This is a genomic window from Cryobacterium arcticum (assembly GCF_001679725.1).
Lineage (GTDB): Bacteria > Actinomycetota > Actinomycetes > Actinomycetales > Microbacteriaceae > Cryobacterium > Cryobacterium arcticum_A.
Genome location: NZ_CP016282.1, coordinates 367,932 through 387,707, shown reverse-complemented (window position 1 = coordinate 387,707; position 19,776 = coordinate 367,932). Strand labels below are relative to the sequence as shown.

Here is a 19,776-nt window from a genome sequence, read left to right as displayed (position 1 = left end):
ACTCTTAGCCGTCGATCTCGGCCTGGGTCCAGTAGCCGCTGTCAACCAGCTGCTCCGTGATGTTGTCCTTGACCACGATTGCGGAGTCGAGGAGGTAGGAGTCCACAACCTTCACGCCGTTGTCGTAGTCAGTGGTGTTGTTGATCTCCGGGGTGTCACCGTTCAGCAGGGCGAGGGTCATCGAGACGGCGACCTCGGCCAGCTTGCGGGTGTCCTTGAAGATGGTGGCGTACTGCTCACCGGAAACGATGGCCTTGACCGAGTCGAGCTCGGCGTCCTGGCCGGAGATGACGGGCCATTCAGCACCCGTCGAGTAGCCGGCGCCCTCGAGGGCAGAGATGATGCCTCGCGAGATACCGTCGTACGGGGAGAGGATGCCGTTGACCTTGCTGCCGTCAGAGTACGTCGACGTCAGGATGTTCTCCATACGGCTCTGTGCCTCTTCGCCGTCCCAACGCAGCGTCGCCGCCGTGTTGAAGTCGGTCTGGCCGCTCTTGACGACGATGGTCTTGTCATCGATGAGCGGCTGGAGGACGTCCATCGCACCGTTGTAGAAGAACGTGGCGTTGTTGTCATCCGGGCTACCGGCGAAGAGCTCAACGTTGAACGGGCCGGCGGGGGCACCGTCGGTGGGCGTTCCGTCGAGCCCGACCAGGCCGAGGCCGTTGAGCATGGACCAAGCCTGCTGCTGGCCGACCTTGAAGTTGTCGAAGGAGGCGTAGTAGCTGACGTTGTCGGTGTCGCGGATCAGTCGGTCGTAGGCGATGACGGGAATGTCGGCGTCTGCGGCGTCCTGGAGCACGCTGGTGAGCGTGGTGCCGTCGATGGAGGCGACGATCAGGGCCTTGGCGCCCTTGGTGATCATGTTCTCGATCTGGGAAACCTGGGTGGGGATGTCGTCCTCTGCGTACTGCAGGTCGACCTTGAAGCCCTTGGCTTCGAGCTGTTCCTTGACGGCGTTGCCGTCGTTGATCCAGCGCTCAGAGGACTTCGTGGGCATCGCGACGCCCACGAGGCCGCCGTCGCCGGCGCCCGCGTCAGAGCCGGAACCTCCGCCTGAACAGGCTGCGAGGGATACGACCATGGCTCCAGTTGCCAGGACGCCGAGGAGTGATTTGAACTTCACTGGGTGTTTCCTTTCGTGTTGTCAATCGACATTGATGTCAATACGTAAAAAGCTGATGGTGCTGTGTGTTGGTGATGCAGGGTGTTACAGGCCTTGCGCGAGGCGGTAGTAGGCCTGGTTCCAGCGCACCTCGCGGGTGAAGTCCCGCAGGGTGGTGGTCTTATCGATCACGAGGAGCTCGGTGCGGGCTATCTCGGAGAAATCGTGGAACACCTCGATGCCGACGGCGGTCGACATGACGGTGTGGTGGGCGGCGCCGGCGGTGAGCCAGGCTGCGGCGGAGGTGGCGAAGTCGGGTTCGGGGCTCCAGACCGCGCGGCCCACGGGCAGTTTCGGGAGGGCTTCGGTGGGTTCGACGACGTTGACGACGTTCGCGACGAGGCGGAACCTGTCGCGCATGTCGCTCATCGCGACGACCACGGCGGGGCCGGGGTCGGCGTTGAAGACCAGGCGGACGGGGTCTTCGCGGCCGCCGATGCCCAACGGGTGGATCTCCAGGGTCGGCTTGGTCGTGGACAGGGCGGGGTTGACCTCGAGCATGTGGGCGCCGAGGATGAGTTCCGCTCCCGGGGTGAGGTCGTAGGTGTAGTCCTCCATCAGGCTTGCCCCGCCGGGCAGGCCCGCGCCCATGACGCTGGCCACACGCACGAGGATCGCGGTCTTCCAGTCGCCCTCGGCGCCGAAGCCGTAGCCCTGCGCCATGAGGCGCTGCACGGCCAGGCCGGGCAGCTGCTTGAGCGCGCCGAGGTCTTCGAAGCTGGTGGTGAAGGCGCTGAACCCGCCCGCTTCCAGGAACGACTTCAATCCCAGCTCGATCGCCGCGCCGTAACGGAGTGACCCGTGCCGGTCGCCGCCGACCTTGAGCTCGGCGGCGACGTCGTAGAGGGTCTCGTATTCGGCCACGAGAGCGTCGATGTCGGCGTCGGTGGCGGCGTGTACGGCGTCGGCGAGTTCGTTGACCGACCAGGTGTTCACCTGCACGCCGAACCGCAGTTCGGCCTCGGTCTTGTCACCCTCGGTCACGGCGACGTAACGCATGTTGTCGCCGAACCTAGCCAGCTTCATGCTGCGGGACGCCGCCCACCCGGCCGCAGCGCGGGTCCAGGTGCCGATCGACGCGGTCACGGCCGGGTTCGACACGTGGCCGACGACGGTCTTCCGGGACACACCGAGACGGGTTTGGATATAGCCGAACTCCCGGTCGCCGTGCGCGGCCTGGTTCAGGTTCATGAAGTCGAAGTCGATCTCGCTCCACGGCAGCTCCACGTTGGCCTGCGTGTGCAGGTGCAACAGGGGCTTGCGGAGCGCGTCGAGGCCACCGATCCACATCTTCGCCGGCGAGAACGTGTGCATCCACGCGATCAACCCGATCACGTTGTCATCACTGTTCGCATCCAGCGCGGCCCGGCGGATCGACTCCGCGTCCTTGAGGACCGGCTTCCACACGATTCGGACCGGCACGTCGGCGGAGGCCCCGAGGGCACGAGCGATCTCCTGAGACTGCTCGGCAACCTGCTTGAGGGTTTCCTCGCCGTAGAGGTTCTGGCTGCCGGTGAGGAACCAGACCTCGTAGGAATCCAGGGTCGTGGCCAGGGCGGTGGGGGTGGAGAGTGACATTACTTGAGTGCTCCTTGCGGTGCTTGTCCGTAGACGTTCTGATAACGGTTGAAGAGGGAATCGATCGCGTCCTGCGGGATCGGGATGAGCTCCCCACCCTGACGGGCCAGGTGCACCGTACGGGCGACGTCTTCGACCATCACGGCGGCCTTGACCGCGTCGCGGGCATCCTTGCCGATGGTGAACGGGCCATGGTTCTGCATCAGCACCGCACGCGACCGGTGCCCGGTCAACGCCTCCACGATGCCCTGCCCGATGGTGTCGTCCCCGATGATCGCGAACCGGCCGACCGGAATCGGGCCGCCGAACTCATCAGCCATCGCGGTGATCACACACGGGATCTCCTCACCACGCGCCGCCCACGCGGTCGCGTAGGTCGAATGCGTGTGCACGACCCCGCCGACCTCGGGCATGTGCCGGTACACGTACGCGTGCGCGGCCGTGTCAGAAGACGGCGACCGGTCCGAACCCGGCGTCTCCGGAACGACAGCGCCGTCCAGATCGCACAGAATCATGTTCTCCGGCGCCAGATCCGCGTAATCCACCCCACTCGGCTTGATCACGAACAAATCCGCACCCGGCACCCGACCCGACACATTCCCGCCCGTCCACACGACCAGACCATTACTGGTCAACTCCCCGTGCAACCGGGCGATATCCGCCCGAACCCGGGCAATCGCCACCTCAATCTGCGGTCCAAAGGTACTCATGCGAACACCGACTCGGTGTCGACGGCACGGGACCGGTCCGAGGAGGGTGCGTGGTCGATTCCGGTGACGTGTGACTCGTCTGCAGCGGCTGCCGGTGCGGCGTGCTGAGCGGTGGACGTGCTCACAGAATCGACTCCCTTGTCTGAGGTGGTGCTGGTGGTGCATATGTGACACCCAATGTGAACGGTCACATTGCTGACCTCATGTTAGCCGCATCTGGGAATCATCTGTCAAGTTCGGTTGGTCACTTTTGCGTAACGCCCCGTACAGGGGTCCCGGATCGCGGTTGCGGCCGCCGAGCCGCCGGCCAGTTAGAAGGCGGGCGGCCCTGTGGACGCGCGCACGATGAGCTCGGGGATGATGGCGCTGCGCTGCTCTTCGGGCCCGTCCGTGATGTCGTCGAGCAGCAGGGCCATGCAGCGCCGGCCGAGCTCGGAGAAGTCCTGGCGCACGGTGGTGAGCGGCGGCCAGAAGTGTGCCGCTTCCGGAATATCATCAAAACCGATCACGCTGACGTCGCCGGGGATATCGAGCCCGGCGTCGCGGATGGCGTGCATCAGGCCGAGTGCCATCTGGTCGTTCGAGGAGAAGATGGCCGTGAAGTCACGCACCCGCAGGAGTTCCCGGCCGGCGTAGTACCCGAAGTCGGCCGTCCAGTCGCCCAGGATCGGTGCGGTTGTCGGCACGTCCATGGCTCCCATCTCGTCCAGGAAGCCGCGCATTCGCGCCTCAGCCTCGATCCAGTCCTGCGGGCCGGCGAGGTGGTAGATGTTGCGGTGCCCGAGGTCGATGAGGTGTCGGGTGGCCAAGCGGGCACCGTAGATCTGGTCGACGGAGAGTCCGTGGTCGTTCAGCCGCCCGGTTGACTGCAGGGTGACGTAGGGCACCGCGATCGAGAGTTGCTCGAGCACGTCGAAGACCCGCATCTGCGGGGCGATCACGACAATCCCCTCCACAGACTGCAACATCAGGTGGTCGAGGGCCGCCTCGATCGACTCCGGGTCGACCGAGGTGAGGTTCGCCGTGTTCACGTAGTACCCGGCGTCCCTGGCGGCATCCTGGATGGCCGCGATACTGCTGGCCGGTCCGTACTGCGAGCTCGACGCCGACAGAACACCGATCGTTCGCGAGGTGCCGCGGGAGAGCGCCCGAGCGGCACGGTTGGGCCGGTACTGCAGATCCTCCATGACCTGCTGCACCCGGGCCTTGGTGGAATCGCGGATGCTCGGATGGTTGTTCAGCACTCGCGAGACCGTTTGGTGCGAGACACCGGCAAGGCGCGCGACATCCCGGATGCTGGGTGCGCGACTCTTGGGCAATTCAGCTGACACGGGACAGGCCTCGTTCGAATGTGCACGGTCACAAATGTGAACGCACCCCAATTATGCACGGGTCGGACCCGCACGGCATCCACGATGTGACAGTCACATGAGAGGTGAGAGAGCAAATGTGACAGTCACAATTGCAAACGGGCCCGTCGGAGGCGGTCTACGCGCTCGCGCGCACCACCAGGTCGGTGGGCAGGACGATGGCCGCCGGTCGCTCTCCGTCGATAACACGCAGCAGCAGACGCACCATCTCCTCGCTGATCCGTTCGAACGGCTGGTGCATCGTGGTGATGGCGGGAGTGGTCATGGTGGCGATCGGGGCATCGTCGAACCCGCCGACGGCGACGTCCTCGGGCACCCGCCGGCCCTGGGCGAGAAGCACGTCGATGGCACCGGCGGCCATCACGTCGTTGGCGGCGAAGACCGCATCCAGGTCCGGGTTGCGCTGTAGGAGCTCGGTCATGGCCAGCGCCCCGCTGGCCCGACTGTAGTCGCCGCGCGCCACCAGCGAGGCGTCGAAGGCGTCGCCGAGTTCATCGACGTAGGCGTCGTACCGACGTATGCCGCCCGAGGTATCTTCGGGGCCGGCGATCGTGGCGATCCGCGTGCGTCCGAGGCCGGCGAGGTAACGCACCATTTCGCCGGCGCCGTCGTAGTCGTCGGCGGCCACGTAGCCCATCTTCTTTTCGAATCCCAAGGGCACACCACACGCGATCGCCGGAACACCGGCGGCAATGATCTCGGAGATCAGCCCGCGCCGGCTGCTGTGCGAAGAGACCAGCAGCACCCCGTCGACGTGGCCCGCCGTGATGAACTCGGTGGCGCGGCGCTGTTCGTCTTCGTTGCCCGCCATGATCAGCACGAGCGAAATATCGTGTGCGGACAGGGCCTTGGAGGCTCCCCGCATCAGCACGGCGAAGTTGGGATCCTCGAACAGGCGCTCGTGGGCTTCGGTGAGGAGGAAGGCCACGGAGTTGGCGCGGCTCGTCGCGAGGCTCCGGGCGTGCGGGTTGACCCGGTAGCCGGTCTTCTTGATCGCGGCGTTGACCGAGGCCAGGGAATCCGGGCTCACCCAGTGGCCGCCGTTGAGCACCCGGGACACCGTGCCGCGGGACACGCCGGCGGCCGCGGCCACATCGTCGATGGTCGGGCGGCGCTTCGCGGGGGGCGGGGTCACGTGTGAATCCTAGCGATCGTCAGGCCTTGACGGCGCCGGCGGCGAGGTCCACCTTCCAGTAGCGCTGCAAGACGAGGAACAGGATGATGAGCGGGATGATGGACAGCAGCGCTCCGGTGATCACCAGGGTGTACATCGACGGTGCCGAGGCGCCCTGGTTGAGCAGTCCGCTGAGCCCAACGGTGACCGGGAACAGCTTGTCGTCGCCGAGCATGATGTACGGCAGCATGAAGTTGTTCCACACGGCCACGAACTGGAACAGGAAGATCGTCACCAGACCCGGGCCCATCATTGGCAGGGCGATGCGGTTAAAGATGTACAGCTCACCGGCCCCCTCGGTTCTGGAGGCTTCGATGACCTCGGTCGGCAGCGAGGCCGCCGCGTAGATCCGGGCCAGGTAGATGCCGTAGGGGCTGATGATCTGGGGCAGCAGCACCGACCACATGGTGTTGGTCAGTCCGACTTCGGCGAGCAGGAAGTACTGCGGGATCGCCAGGATCACTCCGGGCACGAGCACGCCCATCAGCAGGATCGAGAAAACCACCTTCTTGCCGGGGAACTCGAACTTGGCCAGGACGTAGCCGGAGATCGCCGAGATCCAGGTGGATGCCAGTGCGCCGACGCCAGCGTAGATGGCGGTGTTGAGCACCCACCGCCAGAACAGGCCGTTGCGGTATTGGCTGAGCTCCACGATGTTGTCCCACAGGTGGCTGCTGGGCATCAGGGTGAAGGTGGAGAACAGCTCGGAGCTGTCCTTGCTCGACGCCATCAGCACCCAGAAAACCGGGAACAGGCAGTAGATCGCGCCGATGATGAGGATGCCGGTGGAGACCGGGCTGGCCTTCTGCCGGAAGGTGCGCGCCGAGTCGCGTTGAGCTTTGCGCTCTGCACGGTCGGGCCGGACGAGGGTGGATGAGGTGGTCATGGTCAGTCCTCCTGGCCGAAGGCGCGCTTCTGCACGACGCGCAGGAACAGGAACGAGAAGGCGAAGGTCACCAGGGCGATGACGATCGAGGTGGCGGCGGCCGAGTAGATGTCGTCGCGGGTGAAGGCATCCCGGTAGACCAGCATCAGCGGCGACCAACTGGTGGAGAGCGAGTTGGTAAGCGGGCGGAGCGTGGTGGGCTCGGCGAAGACCTGCAGCGTGGCGACCATGGAGAACAGCGCGGTCATCACGATGGCCGGGGCGATGATCGGGATCTTGATCCGCAGCGCGATCTGGATCTCGCTCGCGCCGTCCAGCTTGGCCGCCTCGTAGATGTCGGAGGGCACCGACTTGAGGGAGGTGTACATGACGATCATGTTGAAGCCCACGCCGCCCCAGAGTGCGATGTTGGCGATGGCGAAGGTCACGCCACCGGCGGACAGCAGGGATGGCACGTCCCAGCCCAGCTTGTCGAACACGAAGTAGAACGGGCTCACGGCGGGCAGATAGAGGAAGCCCCAGAGCAGCGAGCTGATCACGGCGGGAACCGCGTACGGCAGAAAGATGGCGGTGCGGGAGAAGCCGGCCGCGCGGGTGCGGCGCGAGTCCAGCAGCAGTGCGAAGAGCAGCGCCAGACCCAGCATCAGCGGGATCAGGATGAAGCCGTACAGCAGCACCCGGCCGACGCTGGCCCCGAACTCGGTGTTGGTGAGGGTGGTCACGTAGTTGTCGATCCCGGCGAAGACCGCGGTGCGCGCTCCGGAGCCCAGCCCGAGGCCCGAGACCTTGGTCTTCTGGAAGCTCAGGAACAGGGTGTAGACGATGGGCGCGGCCATGAAGGTCACGAACAGGATGATGCCGGGGGCGAGCATCGCGTACGGCACGACCACCCTGGATCGGAAGGTGCCTCGGCCTCTACGCACCGGCGGCGTGCTGGTCCTGGCGGCCGCGGGGGCCTCTGTCACTGTCACGAGTTGTCCTCAATCGTGGGGTCGTGGATGGGGGGACCGGGTCCGCCGACGATGGCCGACGGACCCGGGGATACGGCGAGGTGCTATTTGACGGTGAAGCCGCTCTTCTTCATGTCCTCGGTCGTGATCTTCTGCATCGCGGCGACCGCATCCAGGAACGCGCTCTGGGTCTTGGCGTCGGCCGCCTTTGCGAACTCGTCGTTGTAGGCGCTGTAGGCCACGTTCACGTTGGGCCCGTAGGTGAAGGGGCTCACGGTGGCGGCCACATCAGCGGCGACATCGTAGAAGTCAGGCTGGTTGGAGAAGAACTCCGGCGGTGACGTCAGCGCCGCCTTGGCCTGGGCGGCGTCGGCCGGGTAGATGCCCGAGGTCTTGACGAGTGCTTCCACGGCCTCCGCGTCGGTGTTCAACCAGGTCGCGAACTTCGTGGCCGCTTCCTGGTGCTTGGACTGCGTGGTCACAGCGGTGGACGAGCCACCCCAGTTGCCGGTGGCGGGTGCGTCGGCGTCCCACTGCGGCATCGGGGCCGCCTTCCAGAGCCCGGCCGTGTCGGCCGCGTTGCCGCCGAGCACGCCGGGGGCCCAGACTGCGCTCAGCCAGCCGACCTGGTTGCCGTTGTTGAGCCCGGCGTTCCACTCCGGCGTATACATCGGCTTGTTGTCGATGGCGCCCTCCTCGACGAGGCCGCCCCAATATCCCGCCACGGTTTCTGTCGGCGTCTTGTCGATGTCGACGCTCCAGGACTCGCCGTCGATGCCCCACCAGGAGGCACCCGCCTGCTGGGCCATGCCGGTGAACCAGCCGGCGTCGTTGGACGAGAAGGTTCCGAGGTACTTGGCCGGGTCAGCGGCGTGCACGGCGCGCGCGACGTCGGCGTACTCGTCCCAGGTGGTGGGAACGCTCAGGCCGAGCTGTTCGAAGATGTCGGCGCGGTAGAAGAACATCATGGGGCCGCTGTCCTGCGGGATCGCGTAGATGGCGTCAGAGCCCAGCGTGACGGAGTCCCATACGCCGTCGGCGAAGGAGTCTTCGATGTCGCCGGCGCCGTACTCGCTCAGGTCCGCAAGCGCATCGGAGGACACCAGGGTGGGGATCTTCTGGTACTCCGCCTGGATCAGGTCGGGTGCACCACTGCCGGCCTTGATGGCCGTGAGCAGCTTGGTGATCGCGGGGTCGCCGCCATCCTGCTTCTGCACGGTCACCTGGATGTCGGGGTTGTCTTCGTTCCAGATGTCCACGACCTGCTCCAGGTTCGGCGCCCAGGCCCAGTAGTTGAGTTCAACCGGCCCGTCGTCACCGCCACCCGTGTTCGCCGAACAACCTGACATGAGCAGCGTTGCCGCTGTGGCCATGGCCACGGCCCCGACCCGAATTGACGTGCGCATTCGTCCTCCTTGATGAAAGCTGGTGCTGTGAGTGGCGCCCGAGAATATCGCCGGTGATTTCGCCAGCGGCTGGGAGCGGTACTAGTAATTCACACAATTCTTGCGTTGTCAACGTGGGAATATCATCTGGTCTCCGCGCATTTGCTGTGCTAGAACTGGGAGCGCACACAGTAGAAGGAGCCCTAGGCCAATGTCGATCGATACCCCCACCCCCGTCAGCTCCCCCGCCATGCAGCGCCTGCTGCACGGTGCGACCGGCATCCGCTACGGCGGCGACTACAACCCGGAGCAGTGGCCGCGGGCCACCTGGCTCGAGGACATCGAGCTAATGAAGGAGGCGGGCATCAACCTGGTCAGCGTCGCCATCTTCGCCTGGGGCATCCTGGAACCGCGCGAGGGAGAGTACGACTTCACCCAGCTCGACGACATCATCACGCTGCTGCACGAAGCCGGCATCGACGTGGACCTGGCGACCCCCACGGCCGCACCGCCGGCCTGGTTCTGGAAGAAGTACCCGGATTCGCGTCCGGTCACCCGGGACGGCATCACCCTGGGCAACGGCTCCCGCGGCATGGTCAGCCCGTCCAGCCCCGACTACCGCCGCGCCGCCGCGGCCATCACGGAGCAGCTGGCCCGACGTTATGCGAACCACCCCGCGCTCGTGCTGTGGCACGTGCACAACGAATACGGCGCACCGATCAGTGACTCCTACGACGAGCACTCCGTCCTGGCCTTCCGCGCCTGGCTGCAGGCCCGCTACGGCACCCTCGAGGTGCTCAACTCGAAGTGGGGCACCACCTTCTGGGGCCAGGTCTACGGCGAATGGGACGAGATCGATGCGCCCCGCCAGTCCGCGTCGGTGAGCAACCAGGCCCAGCGGCTGGACTTCCACCGTTTCACCTCGGACGCGCTGCTCGAGTGCTACATCAACGAGCGCGACGTCATCCGTCGTTTCACCCCGGACATCCCCGTGACCACGAACTTCATGGCCACCAACTGTCTCTCCGCCGACTACTGGAAGTGGAGCAGGGAGGTGGACGTCGTCGCCAACGACCACTACCTCGTCGCCGAACGCGCCGACAACCACATCCTGCTGGCGATGGATGCCGACCTCACCCGGTCGCTGGCCGGTGGGGCGCCCTGGATCCTGATGGAGCACTCCACCGGGGCCGTCAACTGGCAGCCGCGCAACATCGCCAAGCGCGCCGGCGAGCTGGCCCGCAACTCGCTGTCGCACCTCGCTCGCGGCGCCGACGGGATCCTGTTCTTCCAGTTCCGCGCCTCACGCTTCGGGGTCGAGAAGTTCCACTCGGCCATGCTGCCGCACGCCGGCGCCGACACCCGGATCTGGCGCGAGGTGGTCGCCCTCGGCCGGTCGCTTGGCGCATTGGCCGATGTGCGCTCGTCCCGCGTGAGCGCGCGGGTGGCGCTGATCTGGGACACCGAATCCTTCTGGGCCCAGGACTTCGAGTGGCGGCCGAGTGTGGAATTGGGCCACCGTGAACGCATCGAAGCCTTCTACAGCGCGCTCTGGAAGCGCAACGTCACGGTGGACTTCGTACACCCGACCGCGGACCTCGGTTCCTATGCGCTCGTCATTGCGCCGAGCCTCTACCTCGCCGGTCCGACCGCGTCGGAGAACATCACCGGCTATGTTCAGGGCGGCGGCACCCTGCTGGTGTCGTACTTCTCCGGCATCGTCGACGAGAACGACACCGTCTACGCCGGCGCTGCGCCCGGAGCCCTCCGCGAAGTCCTCGGCCTCACCATCCCGGAATTCCTGCCGTTGCACGAGACGGAGACCGTCACGCTCAGCGATTCCCGCACCGGCACGGCCTGGGCCGACGACATCGTCGTCTCCAGCGCCGAGGTGCTGGCCCGTTATGTGGACGGGCCCGCCTCCGGCGGCCCGGCGATCACCCGCAACAGCTTCGGTGCGGGTGCGGCCTGGTACGTGTCGACGAAGCTCGACGGTGCCGACCTCGACTCCCTGCTGCTGGACGTGCTCAACAGCGCCGGCATCGAGGCGGCCCGCGGCGTCGACGGTGTGGAGTCGATCACCCGGTCGTCGGCAACCGACGATTTCAGGTTCCTGATCAACCACACGGATGCCGACCAGGCCATCGAGGCCACCGGCACCGAGCTGCTCACGGACACCGTCGTGGAGGGAACCGTGCTCGTCCCGGCCGGGCTCACCCGGGTGGTGCGGAGCATCCGGTAGCGCTCGCGCACGCCCCCGCCGGCCCAACTGTTCCCGCACGGACAAATGCGCCCGGCGTACCGGGCGCATTGTCCGAAGCGGCAACAGCCGGCCGTCGGGTGAGGCTGGGTCAGCTGGCGGGCAGGGCCTGCGCGAGGTCGGCCAGCAGATCGTCGAGGTCCTCGATGCCGACGGAAAGCCGCACGATGTTGGTCGCCACCTCGAGTTCGGTGCCGCGCACCGAGGCGTGGGTCATTTCAGACGGGTAGTTGACCAGGGATTCCACTCCGCCGAGCGATTCGGCCAGCTGGAAGAGGTGCATCGACTCGGCGAAGAGCCGGGCGGCGCTCTCGCCGCCCCGGAATGCCAGCGAGAGCATGCCGCCGAAGGCGCTCATCTGCGACGCGGCAAGCTCGTGGCCGGGGTGGCTTTCGAGCCCGGGGTAGTACACCTTCTCGATGGCGGGGTGGGTCTCGAGGTACCGGGCGATGGCCAGGGCGTTGCTGCTGTGCCGTTCCATGCGCACCGCGAGGGTCTTGATGCCGCGCACGGTGAGCCAGGCGTCCAGCGGCGCCGAGACGGGGCCGGCGGCGAACTGGATGAACTTGGTCTTCTCGGCGAGTTCGTCGTCGTTGATGACGAGGCCGCCGCCGATCACGTCGGAGTGGCCGCCGAGGTACTTGGTGGTGGAGTGCACGACCACGTCGGCGCCGAACGCGAGGGGCTGCTGCAGGGCGGGCGACGCGAAGGTGTTGTCGACGACGACGAGCACACCGTGGCGGTGGCCGACCTCGACCAGGCCGGCGATGTCACTGATCTTCATCAGCGGGTTGCTGGGCGTCTCCACCCAGAGGATCTTGGTCTCGCCGGGGATGATGGCGGCCTCGACGGCGGCGAGGTCGCTCATCTCCACCGTGGTGTTGCGCACGCCCCAGGCGCCGTGCACCCGGTTGATCAGCCGGTGGGTGCCGCCGTACACGTCGTTGCCGAGCACCACGTGGTCGCCGGGCTTGAGCACGGCGCGCAGCAGGCTGTCTTCGGCGGCGAGGCCGCTGGCGAACGAGAGGCCGTGCTTGCCGCCCTCGAGCGCCGCGAGCATGGTCTCGAGCGAGGTGCGGGTGGGGTTACCGCCGCGGCTGTACTCGTAGCCACCGCGCAGGCCGCCGATGCCGTCCTGCACGTAGGTGGAGGTCTGGTAGATCGGCGGGATGACGGCTCCGGTGGTGGGGTCGAATTCCTGGCCGGCGTGGATGGCGATGGTGCTGAACTTCTGGTTCTCGGACTGGCTCATGGTGGGTCTCTTTCGAAGTAAGTCGGATGTCTACGTTCGGCTGGCGGGTCGGACCCGCCCGGAGCTAGGCGCTGAGGTAGGTCAGGAGGTCGTGCCGGGTGATGACACCGAGCGGCTTGCCGCCGTCGGTGACGAGGAGGGCGTCGTGCTCGGCGAAAGCGGCCCGGGCCGACCCCACCGGTTCGTTCACGCCGATCAACGGCAGGGCGTCGCCCACGATCGAGCCCACCTTGTCGGTGAGCTGCGACTCCCCGGAGAACACCCGTGCCATCAGGCTGCGTTCGTCGACGGAGCCGACGACCTCGCCCATCACGACGGGCGGCTTGGCCGCGAGCACGAGCAGCTGCGACACGCTCGAGGAGGTCATGGTCTCGATCGCGTCGCGCACGGTGTCGTTCGGGTGCACGTACACGAACGCCGGCAGGGTGCCGGTCTTCGAGCGCAGCAGGTCGGCCACGGTGTGACCGGCGGGAGCGTTGGAGAAGCCGTAGCTGCGCATCCAGCCGTCGTTGAAGATCTTGCCCAGGTAGCCGCGGCCGCCATCGGGCAGCAGCACCACCACGACGGCATCGGCGGGGAGGTCCTTTGCCGCGCGGAGCGCCGCGACGACGGCCATGCCGCTGGAGCCACCGACCAGGATGCCCTCTTCGAGGGCGAGACGGCGGGTCATGGCGAAGGAGTCGGCGTCGGAGACCGCGATGATCTCGTGCGGAACGGCCGGGTCGTATGCGCCCGGCCAGAAGTCCTCGCCGACACCCTCGACGAGGTACGGCCGGCCGGAGCCGCCGGAGTAGACCGAGCCCTCCGGGTCGGCGCCGATGATGCGCACGGCGTCGTTCGAGACCTCGCGCAGGTACCGGCCGGTGCCGGTGATGGTGCCCCCGGTGCCGACTCCGGCGACGAAATGGGTGACGGTGCCGTCGGTGTCGCGCCAGATCTCCGGTCCGGTGGACTCGTAATGGCTGAGCGGACCGTTCGGGTTGGAGTACTGGTTGGGCTTGAAAGCGCCCGGGATCTCGCGGGCGAGCCGGTCGGAGACGCTGTAGTAGGACTCGGGGTCGTCGGGGGCCACGGATGTCGGGGTCACGACGATCTCGGCGCCGTACGCGGTGAGCACATTGCGTTTGTCCTCGCCGACCTTGTCCGGCAGCACGAAGACGCACTTGTAGCCGCGCTGCTGGGCCACCAGGGCCAGGCCCACGCCGGTGTTGCCGGAGGTGGGCTCCACGATGGTGCCGCCGGGCAATAGGTGCCCGTCACGCTCGGCGGCGTCGATGATGCGGGTGGCGATGCGGTCCTTGGAGGACCCACCGGGATTCAAGTATTCGAGCTTCACGAGCACGGTGGCGGAGATGCCCTCCGTGACCTTGTGCAGCTTGACCAGGGGCGTGTTGCCGATGAGGTCGAGGATGGTGTCAGCGATTTTCATGAAGGGATCCTTCGAACGTGAGTGACGTGGCGCGGAGCGATGCCGGCGTGGCCGCTGGCCTGGTGGCGGTCTGAAACCGGTGAATACGGGTGTGCGAGTCGGCTAGCGAAAGCAGCAACAGGGACACGACGTCAGGATGATCACGGTTTCACTCTAGTCGCCGCCCGTGAGTCCCGACCAGCCTGTGAACCAACTGTGAGATGCCCCGCTCGGGAAGCGCGGGCGGCGGTCCATACGTTCGAATGAGAGAACAGCAACCGAAAGAGGCCCTCGTGACCCCTGCCCCGCCCACCGGCCCCTCCGCCGGATCGTCCACCCCCAAGCCCGGCGTCAAGGCTCAGCGCGCGGCGCAACGGTCCGCCAAGCTCGAGCAGTACCACCGCGAGCAGAAGCGCAGTGCACGCAACCGGCGCATCGGCCTGATCGCGGGCATCACGGCCGTGGTCGCCGTGGTGGGCCTGGTCATCACGTCCGTGGTCCTCACCCCCAAGAGCGCCAGCTACACCGCCGGCGGTGGCACGGGCGCCGAGATCGAGGGCGTGCAGACGTTCCAGAACACGGCCGCCCACGTGCAGACCGCCGTGACGTACCCGCAGACCCCGCCGGCCGGCGGCGAACACAACCCGGCCTGGCTGAACTGCGGTGTGTACACCGAGCAGGTTCCGTCGGAGAACGCCGTGCACTCCCAGGAGCACGGCGCCCTCTGGATCACCTATGACTCCTCGCTCAGCGACGACGACCTGGCCACCCTGCGCGGACTGTTGCCCTCCACCTACGTGATCCTCTCGCCGTTCGAGGGACTCGACTCCCCCATCGTGCTCAGCGGCTGGAACTCGCAGCTGGCGGTCGACTCGGTCGACGACGAGCGCATCCCGACCTTCATCCAGGAGTACTGGCAGAGCAACTCGGTGCCCGAGCCCGGTTCACCGTGCACCGGCGGCATCGATGGCCCCGGCAAGGCGTAGCGTCGGCGCCAGGCGCGTCACCCTGATCATCGCGGCCGCGATCGCGGTCGCGATGGTCGCGCTCGTCGGCTACTCAGTGGGCCGTCTGAGCGCGGGCGACAGCCCCGCTCCCACCGCGACGAGTGCCGAGGCTGGATTCGCCCGCGATATGCAGGTGCACCATCTGCAGGGGGCCGAGCTGGCCATGATCATCCGTGACCGCACCACCGACGAGGAGGTGCGCCGGCTCGCTTATGACATCGCCCTCACCCAGTCGCAGCAGGCCGGCCAGCTCTACGGCTGGCTCACCGAGTGGAACCTCACCCAGGCCGGCCCCGAGCCGTCGATGACCTGGATGACCCGGCCCGGCCGCTCCGACGAAGGCCACGGCCACACCGGCGGGGCGCACACCCCTGGGCAGCGGATGCCCGGACTGGCCACCGACGAGCAGATCGCCGCCCTCACCGCATCCACGGGTGCCGACGCCGAGCGGATGTTCCTCACCCTGATGATCGCGCACCACAGGGGTGCCGTCGACATGGCCGAGGCCGTGCAGGACCGCGCCAACAACCCGTCGATCCTCGGCTTCGCCAACTCCGTCATCGTCTCCCAGGAGTCCGAGATCAACCTGATGGAGTCGATGCTCGCCGCCCGCGAACTGTAACTTGGGCCCCACAAGCCGCGATTTTCGGGGCTTGGCTCACAGTCCGGGGAGCCGTTCGGGGGCCTGCTCGGCATAGAGCTCCGCGTAGGTGCCGCCAGCGGCGAGCAGCTCCTGATGGGTGCCCGACTCGACCACCCGGCCTGCGTCGACCACGAAGATCACGTCGGCGGTCACGATGGTCGACAGGCGGTGCGCGATGGCGATGGTGGTGCGTCCGCGCGACGCGGTGTCCAGGGCGGCCTGCACGACGCGCTCCGAGATCGCGTCGAGGGCGCTCGTGGCCTCGTCGAGGATCAGCACTTCGGGGTCCTTGAGCAGCACCCGGGCGATCGCCACCCGCTGCTTCTCGCCGCCGGAAAGCCGGTAGCCGCGTTCGCCGACGACGGTGTCGTATCCGGCCGGGAACGACGCGATGGTGTCGTGGATGTTCGCGGCCCGCGCCGCCGTCTCGAGTTCGGCATCCGTCGCCTCGGGCTTGGCGTACCGCAGGTTCTCGGCGATGGTGGCGTGGAAGAGGTAGGTCTCCTGGCTGACGATGCCGATGTGCGAGACGAGGGACTCCTGCTGGAGGTCGCGCACGTCCACGCCGGAGAACAGCACCCGGCCGCCGGTTGCCTCGTAGAACCGTGGGATCAGGTAGGAGACCGTGGTCTTGCCCGCCCCGCTGGGCCCCACGAAGGCAGCGAACGCGCCGGGTTCGATCGTGAAGGAGACGGCGTCGAGGGTGGGTCGCGACTCGGCGGACGCATCCGGGTACGCGAAGGTGACGGCATCGAACTGCACCCGCCCGGTCACCGCGGGCACCGGCTTGGCGTCCGGGGCGTCACTGATCGCCGGGGTGAGGTCGAGGTACTGGAAGATGCGCGCGAAGAGGGCGCTGGAGGTCTGCAGGTCCAGGGCCACGCGCATCAGGCCGAGCAGCGGGAAGAGTAGCCGCGCCTGCACGGTGGTGAACGCCACGACGGTGCCCGCGGTGATGTCGGTGGCGCCGTTGGTGAGCAGCAGTCCGGCCACCAGGTAGACGATGGCGGGGATACTGGACAGGAAAATGCTGACCATAGCGAAGAACCACTGGCCGCTCATCTGCTGGCTGACCTGCAGCCGCACCTGGTTGTCGTTCTCGTGCGAATACCGGGCGATCTCGGCGTTCTGCCGGGTGAAGCTCTTGGACAGCAGGATGCCCGACACACTCAGGGTTTCCTGCGTGATCGCGGTCATGTCGGAGAGCGACTCCTGCGTCTTCGACGCGATGCGGGCGCGCACCTGGCCGACCCGTCGCTGGGCGAACACTAGGATCGGCATCAGGATCACCGCGACGATCGCCAACTGCCAGTTGAGCAGGAGCATGGCCACGAACGCCGCGATCACGGTGACGGCGTTACCGAGCACGCTGGAGACCGTGTTGGTGAGCACGCCGGCCACCCCGCCGACGTCGTTCTGCAGCCTGGACTGGATCACGCCGGTCTTGGTGCGGGTGAAGAAGCTGAGCTCCATCGCCTGCAGGTGGCTGAACAGCCGCACCCGCAGCTCGCCCATCACCGAGTTACCCACCGTGGCGGTGAGCCAGGTCTGCCAGACGCCCAGCAGGGCCGTGGTCACGTACGCGGCGATCATGAGGACCACGAGCACGGTCAACCGCTGCAGGTCGGGTCCGCCCGATTCGGGGAAGAGGCCCTGGTCGAACGCCCGCTGGATCAACAGCGGCGGCAACACCGACAGGCCGGCGGAGACGAACACCAGGATCACCGTGACGGTGAGCTTGCGGCCGTGTGGTGCGAAGAGGGCCCGGATGCGTCCCAACAGGTTCGGGATCACGGGCGCTGCGGCGTTCTCGGCCTTCTGTGCCTGCGGGTCGTCGCCGCTGACGCGATTGCGGCGCCCCCGGAATTGTTCTGCGGGACGTGCTCCCCCGCCGTGCATTCCGCTCATTGCTTCACTCTAAGTCAGCGGACCGACCCCGAAGATTCGGGGCCGGTCCGTCGCGGTAATGCCAGTGCCGGCATCGACCACGTCTGAAAGGTGACTCAGAGCATAACCTCTGGCCTGGCCGGGGGTCTATCCCTTGGTCGAGCCCGCCAGCAGGCCGCGCACGAAGTAACGCTGCAGGCTGAAGAACACGATCAGCGGCACCACGAGCGACACGAACGCCGCGGCCGTCAGCCTCTGCCAGTCCTGGCCTCTGGTACCGGTGAGCTCCGCCAGCCTCTGGGTGAGCGGCGCCACGTCTTGTGTGCCGCCGGAGAAGATCAGCGCCACGAGCAGGTCGTTCCAGACCCAGAGGAACTGGAAGATCGCGAAGGACGCCAGCGCCGGAACGGCCAGCGGCAGCACGATACGGAAGAAGACCTGGCCGTGGGTGGCGCCATCCACTCGCGCCGCCTCGATGACCTCGCCGGGGATCTCGGAGATGAAGTTGTGCAACAGGAAGATCGCCAGTGGCAGCGCGAAGATCGTGTGCGCGATCCACACCGGCAGGTAGCCCTGCTCGGGGATCATCGGGATCAGGTCGTGCACCCAGGCTTGGCCGGGGCGCAGGAACTGCGTGAACATCTGCAGCAGCGGGATCAGGGCCAGCTGCAGCGGCACGATCTGCAGGGCGAAGATCAGCACGAACAGGGCGCCGCTCCACTTGAACTTGATCCAGGCGAAGGCGTATGCGGCCATCGCGGCGATCACGAGCGGGAACAGCGTGGCCGGGATCGCGATGGCCAGCGAGTTGACGAAGTAGGCGCCCAGCTGCGGCGACGACTGCGAGGTGCTGAACAGCACCTCCTTGTAGTTGTCCAGGGTGAAGCCGGGGTTCTGGAAGATCGTCCACCAACCGGTGGTGCTGATCAGCCCGGCCGGACGGAACGACGAGATGAACAGGCCGAAGGTGGGCAGCGTCCACAGCACGGCGATGACGAGGGCCACCACCGTTGCGGTGCGCGAGGTGAGCCGGCGCTTGACCCGCTCGGACTTGCCGACGACCTCGGCGGTCGTGTTCGCCTTCGACGTGGTGGCACCCGGGATGGGCAGGTCGACTACGTTGTCGCTCATCGGATCTCCCTCTGCTGACGCAGGATTCGTACGTTGTAGATGACGATCGGCAGCACCAGGAGGAACAACACGATCGCGAGCGCGGCGCCACGGCCCTGCTCGCCGGCCCGGAAGGCCTGGGTGTACATCTCGTTGGCGATGACGCTGGTGTTGAAGTTACCGGCGGTCATGGTGCGCACGATGTCGAACACCTTGAGGGTGGCGATCGAGATCGTGGTGATGACCACAACCAGCGAGCCACGGATGCCCGGCAGCGTCACGTTGGTGAACCGCTGCCAGGGGTTGGTGCCGTCGAGCTGAGCCGCCTCGATCTGCTCGGTGGGCACGCCCTTGATCGCGGCGGAGCAGATGACCATGGCGAAACCGGTCTGGATCCAGATCATCACGACGATCAACAGGAAGGTGTTGATGGGCGAGGTCTGCAACCACTGCACGGGCTCGGCGCCGAACCAGACCAGGATCTGGTTGAGCAGGCCGATCTGGGCGTTGTCGCCCGACTTGTAGTCGTAGACGAACCGCCAGATGATGCCGGCGCCGACGAAGGAGATGGCCATGGGCATGAAGACCAGTGCCTTGAAGTACTTCTCACCGCGGGACTTGTCGATGAACATCGCGTAGGCGAGGCCGATGGCGGTGGAGAGGATCGGCACCACGACCACCCAGATCACGGTGTTGCCCAGGGTGACGAGGGCGGCCGGCTGGGTGAACATCCAGACGAAGTTGTCTGCACCCACCCAGTCGCCGGCGCTGTTGCTGAAGGCCAGCAGGGAGGTGCGGATGGCCGGGTAGATGAGCCCGACAAGCAGCAGCAGCAGCGCGGGAAGCAGGAAGAAGGCGAGTTGCCAGTAGTCGCGCCCGCGTTTGGGCGCTCTGTCGATCAAAAAGAGAATGAGCCCGATGACGAGCGAGAAGGCGGCGAGAGCTGCCACCACCTGAATTATCTTGCCGAGTAGATCCGCGGTCGTCATTG

The 19,776-nt window shown here is 66.6% G+C and carries 17 protein-coding genes; 3 read left to right on the top strand and 14 right to left on the bottom strand.

Annotation, left to right across the window (positions count from 1 at the left end; genetic code table 11):
• Positions 1–4 precede the first annotated feature (4 nt).
• From chvE to PA27867_RS01760, 9 genes are all read right to left on the bottom strand, one after another.
• A complete protein-coding gene (gene chvE / locus PA27867_RS01795) occupies positions 5–1,084 on the bottom strand; it encodes a multiple monosaccharide ABC transporter substrate-binding protein (protein WP_181445888.1) in 1,080 nt (359 codons plus the stop codon).
• A gap of 126 nt (positions 1,085–1,210) precedes the next feature.
• Entirely contained in the window at positions 1,211–2,743 is a 1,533-nt protein-coding gene (gene araA / locus PA27867_RS01790; protein ID WP_066592392.1) for an L-arabinose isomerase, read from the bottom strand.
• Positions 2,743–3,453 (bottom strand): L-ribulose-5-phosphate 4-epimerase, encoded by a 711-nt coding sequence (locus tag PA27867_RS01785; protein ID WP_066592387.1) that lies wholly within the window; start codon positions 3,451–3,453, stop codon positions 2,743–2,745. Before PA27867_RS01785 ends, araA begins: the two co-directional genes overlap by 1 nt.
• Positions 3,450–3,578 (bottom strand): hypothetical protein, encoded by a 129-nt coding sequence (locus PA27867_RS21285; protein ID WP_257784140.1) that lies wholly within the window; start codon positions 3,576–3,578, stop codon positions 3,450–3,452. The genes PA27867_RS01785 and PA27867_RS21285 overlap by 4 nt, the downstream gene beginning before the upstream one ends.
• A 186-nt stretch (positions 3,579–3,764) precedes the next feature.
• Entirely contained in the window at positions 3,765–4,784 is a 1,020-nt protein-coding gene (locus PA27867_RS01780) for a LacI family DNA-binding transcriptional regulator (protein ID WP_066592381.1), read from the bottom strand.
• A gap of 157 nt (positions 4,785–4,941) precedes the next feature.
• Positions 4,942–5,958, bottom strand: a complete 1,017-nt coding sequence (locus tag PA27867_RS01775) for a LacI family DNA-binding transcriptional regulator (protein ID WP_066592379.1) — start codon at positions 5,956–5,958, stop codon at positions 4,942–4,944.
• 19 nt (positions 5,959–5,977) lie between these two features.
• The gene (locus tag PA27867_RS01770) at positions 5,978–6,883 is read right to left on the bottom strand and encodes a carbohydrate ABC transporter permease (RefSeq protein ID WP_066592377.1); all 906 of its coding nucleotides are present in this window, start codon (positions 6,881–6,883) and stop codon (positions 5,978–5,980) included.
• 2 nt (positions 6,884–6,885) lie between these two features.
• The gene (locus PA27867_RS01765; protein WP_066592375.1) at positions 6,886–7,854 is read right to left on the bottom strand and encodes a carbohydrate ABC transporter permease; all 969 of its coding nucleotides are present in this window, start codon (positions 7,852–7,854) and stop codon (positions 6,886–6,888) included.
• Between the two features lie 83 nt (positions 7,855–7,937).
• Positions 7,938–9,239 (bottom strand): ABC transporter substrate-binding protein, encoded by a 1,302-nt coding sequence (locus tag PA27867_RS01760; protein ID WP_066592371.1) that lies wholly within the window; start codon positions 9,237–9,239, stop codon positions 7,938–7,940.
• Positions 9,240–9,429: 190 nt separating this feature from the next.
• On the opposite strand from PA27867_RS01760, the gene PA27867_RS01755 reads away from it, so the two are divergent.
• A complete protein-coding gene (locus PA27867_RS01755; protein ID WP_084020545.1) occupies positions 9,430–11,460 on the top strand; it encodes a beta-galactosidase in 2,031 nt (676 codons plus the stop codon).
• Positions 11,461–11,569: 109 nt separating this feature from the next.
• On the opposite strand, the gene PA27867_RS01750 is transcribed toward PA27867_RS01755, so the two are convergent.
• Positions 11,570–12,730 (bottom strand): cystathionine gamma-synthase, encoded by a 1,161-nt coding sequence (locus PA27867_RS01750; protein WP_066592368.1) that lies wholly within the window; start codon positions 12,728–12,730, stop codon positions 11,570–11,572.
• Positions 12,731–12,794: 64 nt separating this feature from the next.
• The gene (locus tag PA27867_RS01745) at positions 12,795–14,159 is read right to left on the bottom strand and encodes a cystathionine beta-synthase (RefSeq protein WP_066592359.1); all 1,365 of its coding nucleotides are present in this window, start codon (positions 14,157–14,159) and stop codon (positions 12,795–12,797) included.
• Between the two features lie 272 nt (positions 14,160–14,431).
• Here PA27867_RS01745 and PA27867_RS01740 point away from each other — a divergent pair, with 272 nt between their 5' ends.
• Positions 14,432–15,124, top strand: a complete 693-nt coding sequence (locus PA27867_RS01740; RefSeq protein WP_066592358.1) for a DUF3105 domain-containing protein — start codon at positions 14,432–14,434, stop codon at positions 15,122–15,124.
• Complete coding sequence (locus PA27867_RS01735; protein WP_066592356.1) at positions 15,105–15,767, top strand: DUF305 domain-containing protein; 663 nt, start codon at positions 15,105–15,107, stop codon at positions 15,765–15,767. Before PA27867_RS01740 ends, PA27867_RS01735 begins: the two co-directional genes overlap by 20 nt.
• Positions 15,768–15,803: 36 nt before the next feature.
• Here the strand turns inward: PA27867_RS01735 and PA27867_RS01730 are convergent, their stop codons facing one another.
• The 3 genes from PA27867_RS01730 to PA27867_RS01720 form a co-directional block, all read right to left on the bottom strand.
• Positions 15,804–17,696: an ABC transporter ATP-binding protein gene (locus PA27867_RS01730; protein WP_066592353.1), complete on the bottom strand. Its 1,893-nt coding sequence runs from the start codon at positions 17,694–17,696 to the stop codon at positions 15,804–15,806.
• A 126-nt stretch (positions 17,697–17,822) separates the two neighbouring features.
• Entirely contained in the window at positions 17,823–18,806 is a 984-nt protein-coding gene (locus PA27867_RS01725; protein ID WP_066592350.1) for a carbohydrate ABC transporter permease, read from the bottom strand.
• Positions 18,803–19,774 carry a carbohydrate ABC transporter permease gene (locus PA27867_RS01720; protein WP_066592343.1) on the bottom strand — a complete coding sequence of 324 codons (972 nt, stop codon included), beginning with the start codon at positions 19,772–19,774 and terminating at the stop codon, positions 18,803–18,805. The genes PA27867_RS01725 and PA27867_RS01720 overlap by 4 nt, the downstream gene beginning before the upstream one ends.
• Positions 19,775–19,776: the final 2 nt, after the last annotated feature.

What these genes read in the sequence shown, in the direction of transcription:
- PA27867_RS01725 (WP_066592350.1), bottom strand. Translation starts at nt 18,806, where the DNA reads ATGAGCGACAACGTAGTCGACCTGCCCATCCCGGGTGCCACCACGTCG.
- PA27867_RS01750 (WP_066592368.1), bottom strand. Translation starts at nt 12,730, where the DNA reads ATGAGCCAGTCCGAGAACCAGAAGTTCAGCACCATCGCCATCCACGCC.
- PA27867_RS01730 (WP_066592353.1), bottom strand. Translation starts at nt 17,696, where the DNA reads ATGAGCGGAATGCACGGCGGGGGAGCACGTCCCGCAGAACAATTCCGG.
- araA (WP_066592392.1), bottom strand. Translation starts at nt 2,743, where the DNA reads ATGTCACTCTCCACCCCCACCGCCCTGGCCACGACCCTGGATTCCTAC.
- chvE (WP_181445888.1), bottom strand. Translation starts at nt 1,084, where the DNA reads ATGGTCGTATCCCTCGCAGCCTGTTCAGGCGGAGGTTCCGGCTCTGAC.
- PA27867_RS01760 (WP_066592371.1), bottom strand. Translation starts at nt 9,239, where the DNA reads ATGCGCACGTCAATTCGGGTCGGGGCCGTGGCCATGGCCACAGCGGCA.
- PA27867_RS01735 (WP_066592356.1), top strand. Translation starts at nt 15,105, where the DNA reads ATGGCCCCGGCAAGGCGTAGCGTCGGCGCCAGGCGCGTCACCCTGATC.
- PA27867_RS01755 (WP_084020545.1), top strand. Translation starts at nt 9,430, where the DNA reads ATGTCGATCGATACCCCCACCCCCGTCAGCTCCCCCGCCATGCAGCGC.
- PA27867_RS01770 (WP_066592377.1), bottom strand. Translation starts at nt 6,883, where the DNA reads ATGACCACCTCATCCACCCTCGTCCGGCCCGACCGTGCAGAGCGCAAA.
- PA27867_RS01720 (WP_066592343.1), bottom strand. Translation starts at nt 19,774, where the DNA reads ATGACGACCGCGGATCTACTCGGCAAGATAATTCAGGTGGTGGCAGCT.
- PA27867_RS01785 (WP_066592387.1), bottom strand. Translation starts at nt 3,453, where the DNA reads ATGAGTACCTTTGGACCGCAGATTGAGGTGGCGATTGCCCGGGTTCGG.
- PA27867_RS01745 (WP_066592359.1), bottom strand. Translation starts at nt 14,159, where the DNA reads ATGAAAATCGCTGACACCATCCTCGACCTCATCGGCAACACGCCCCTG.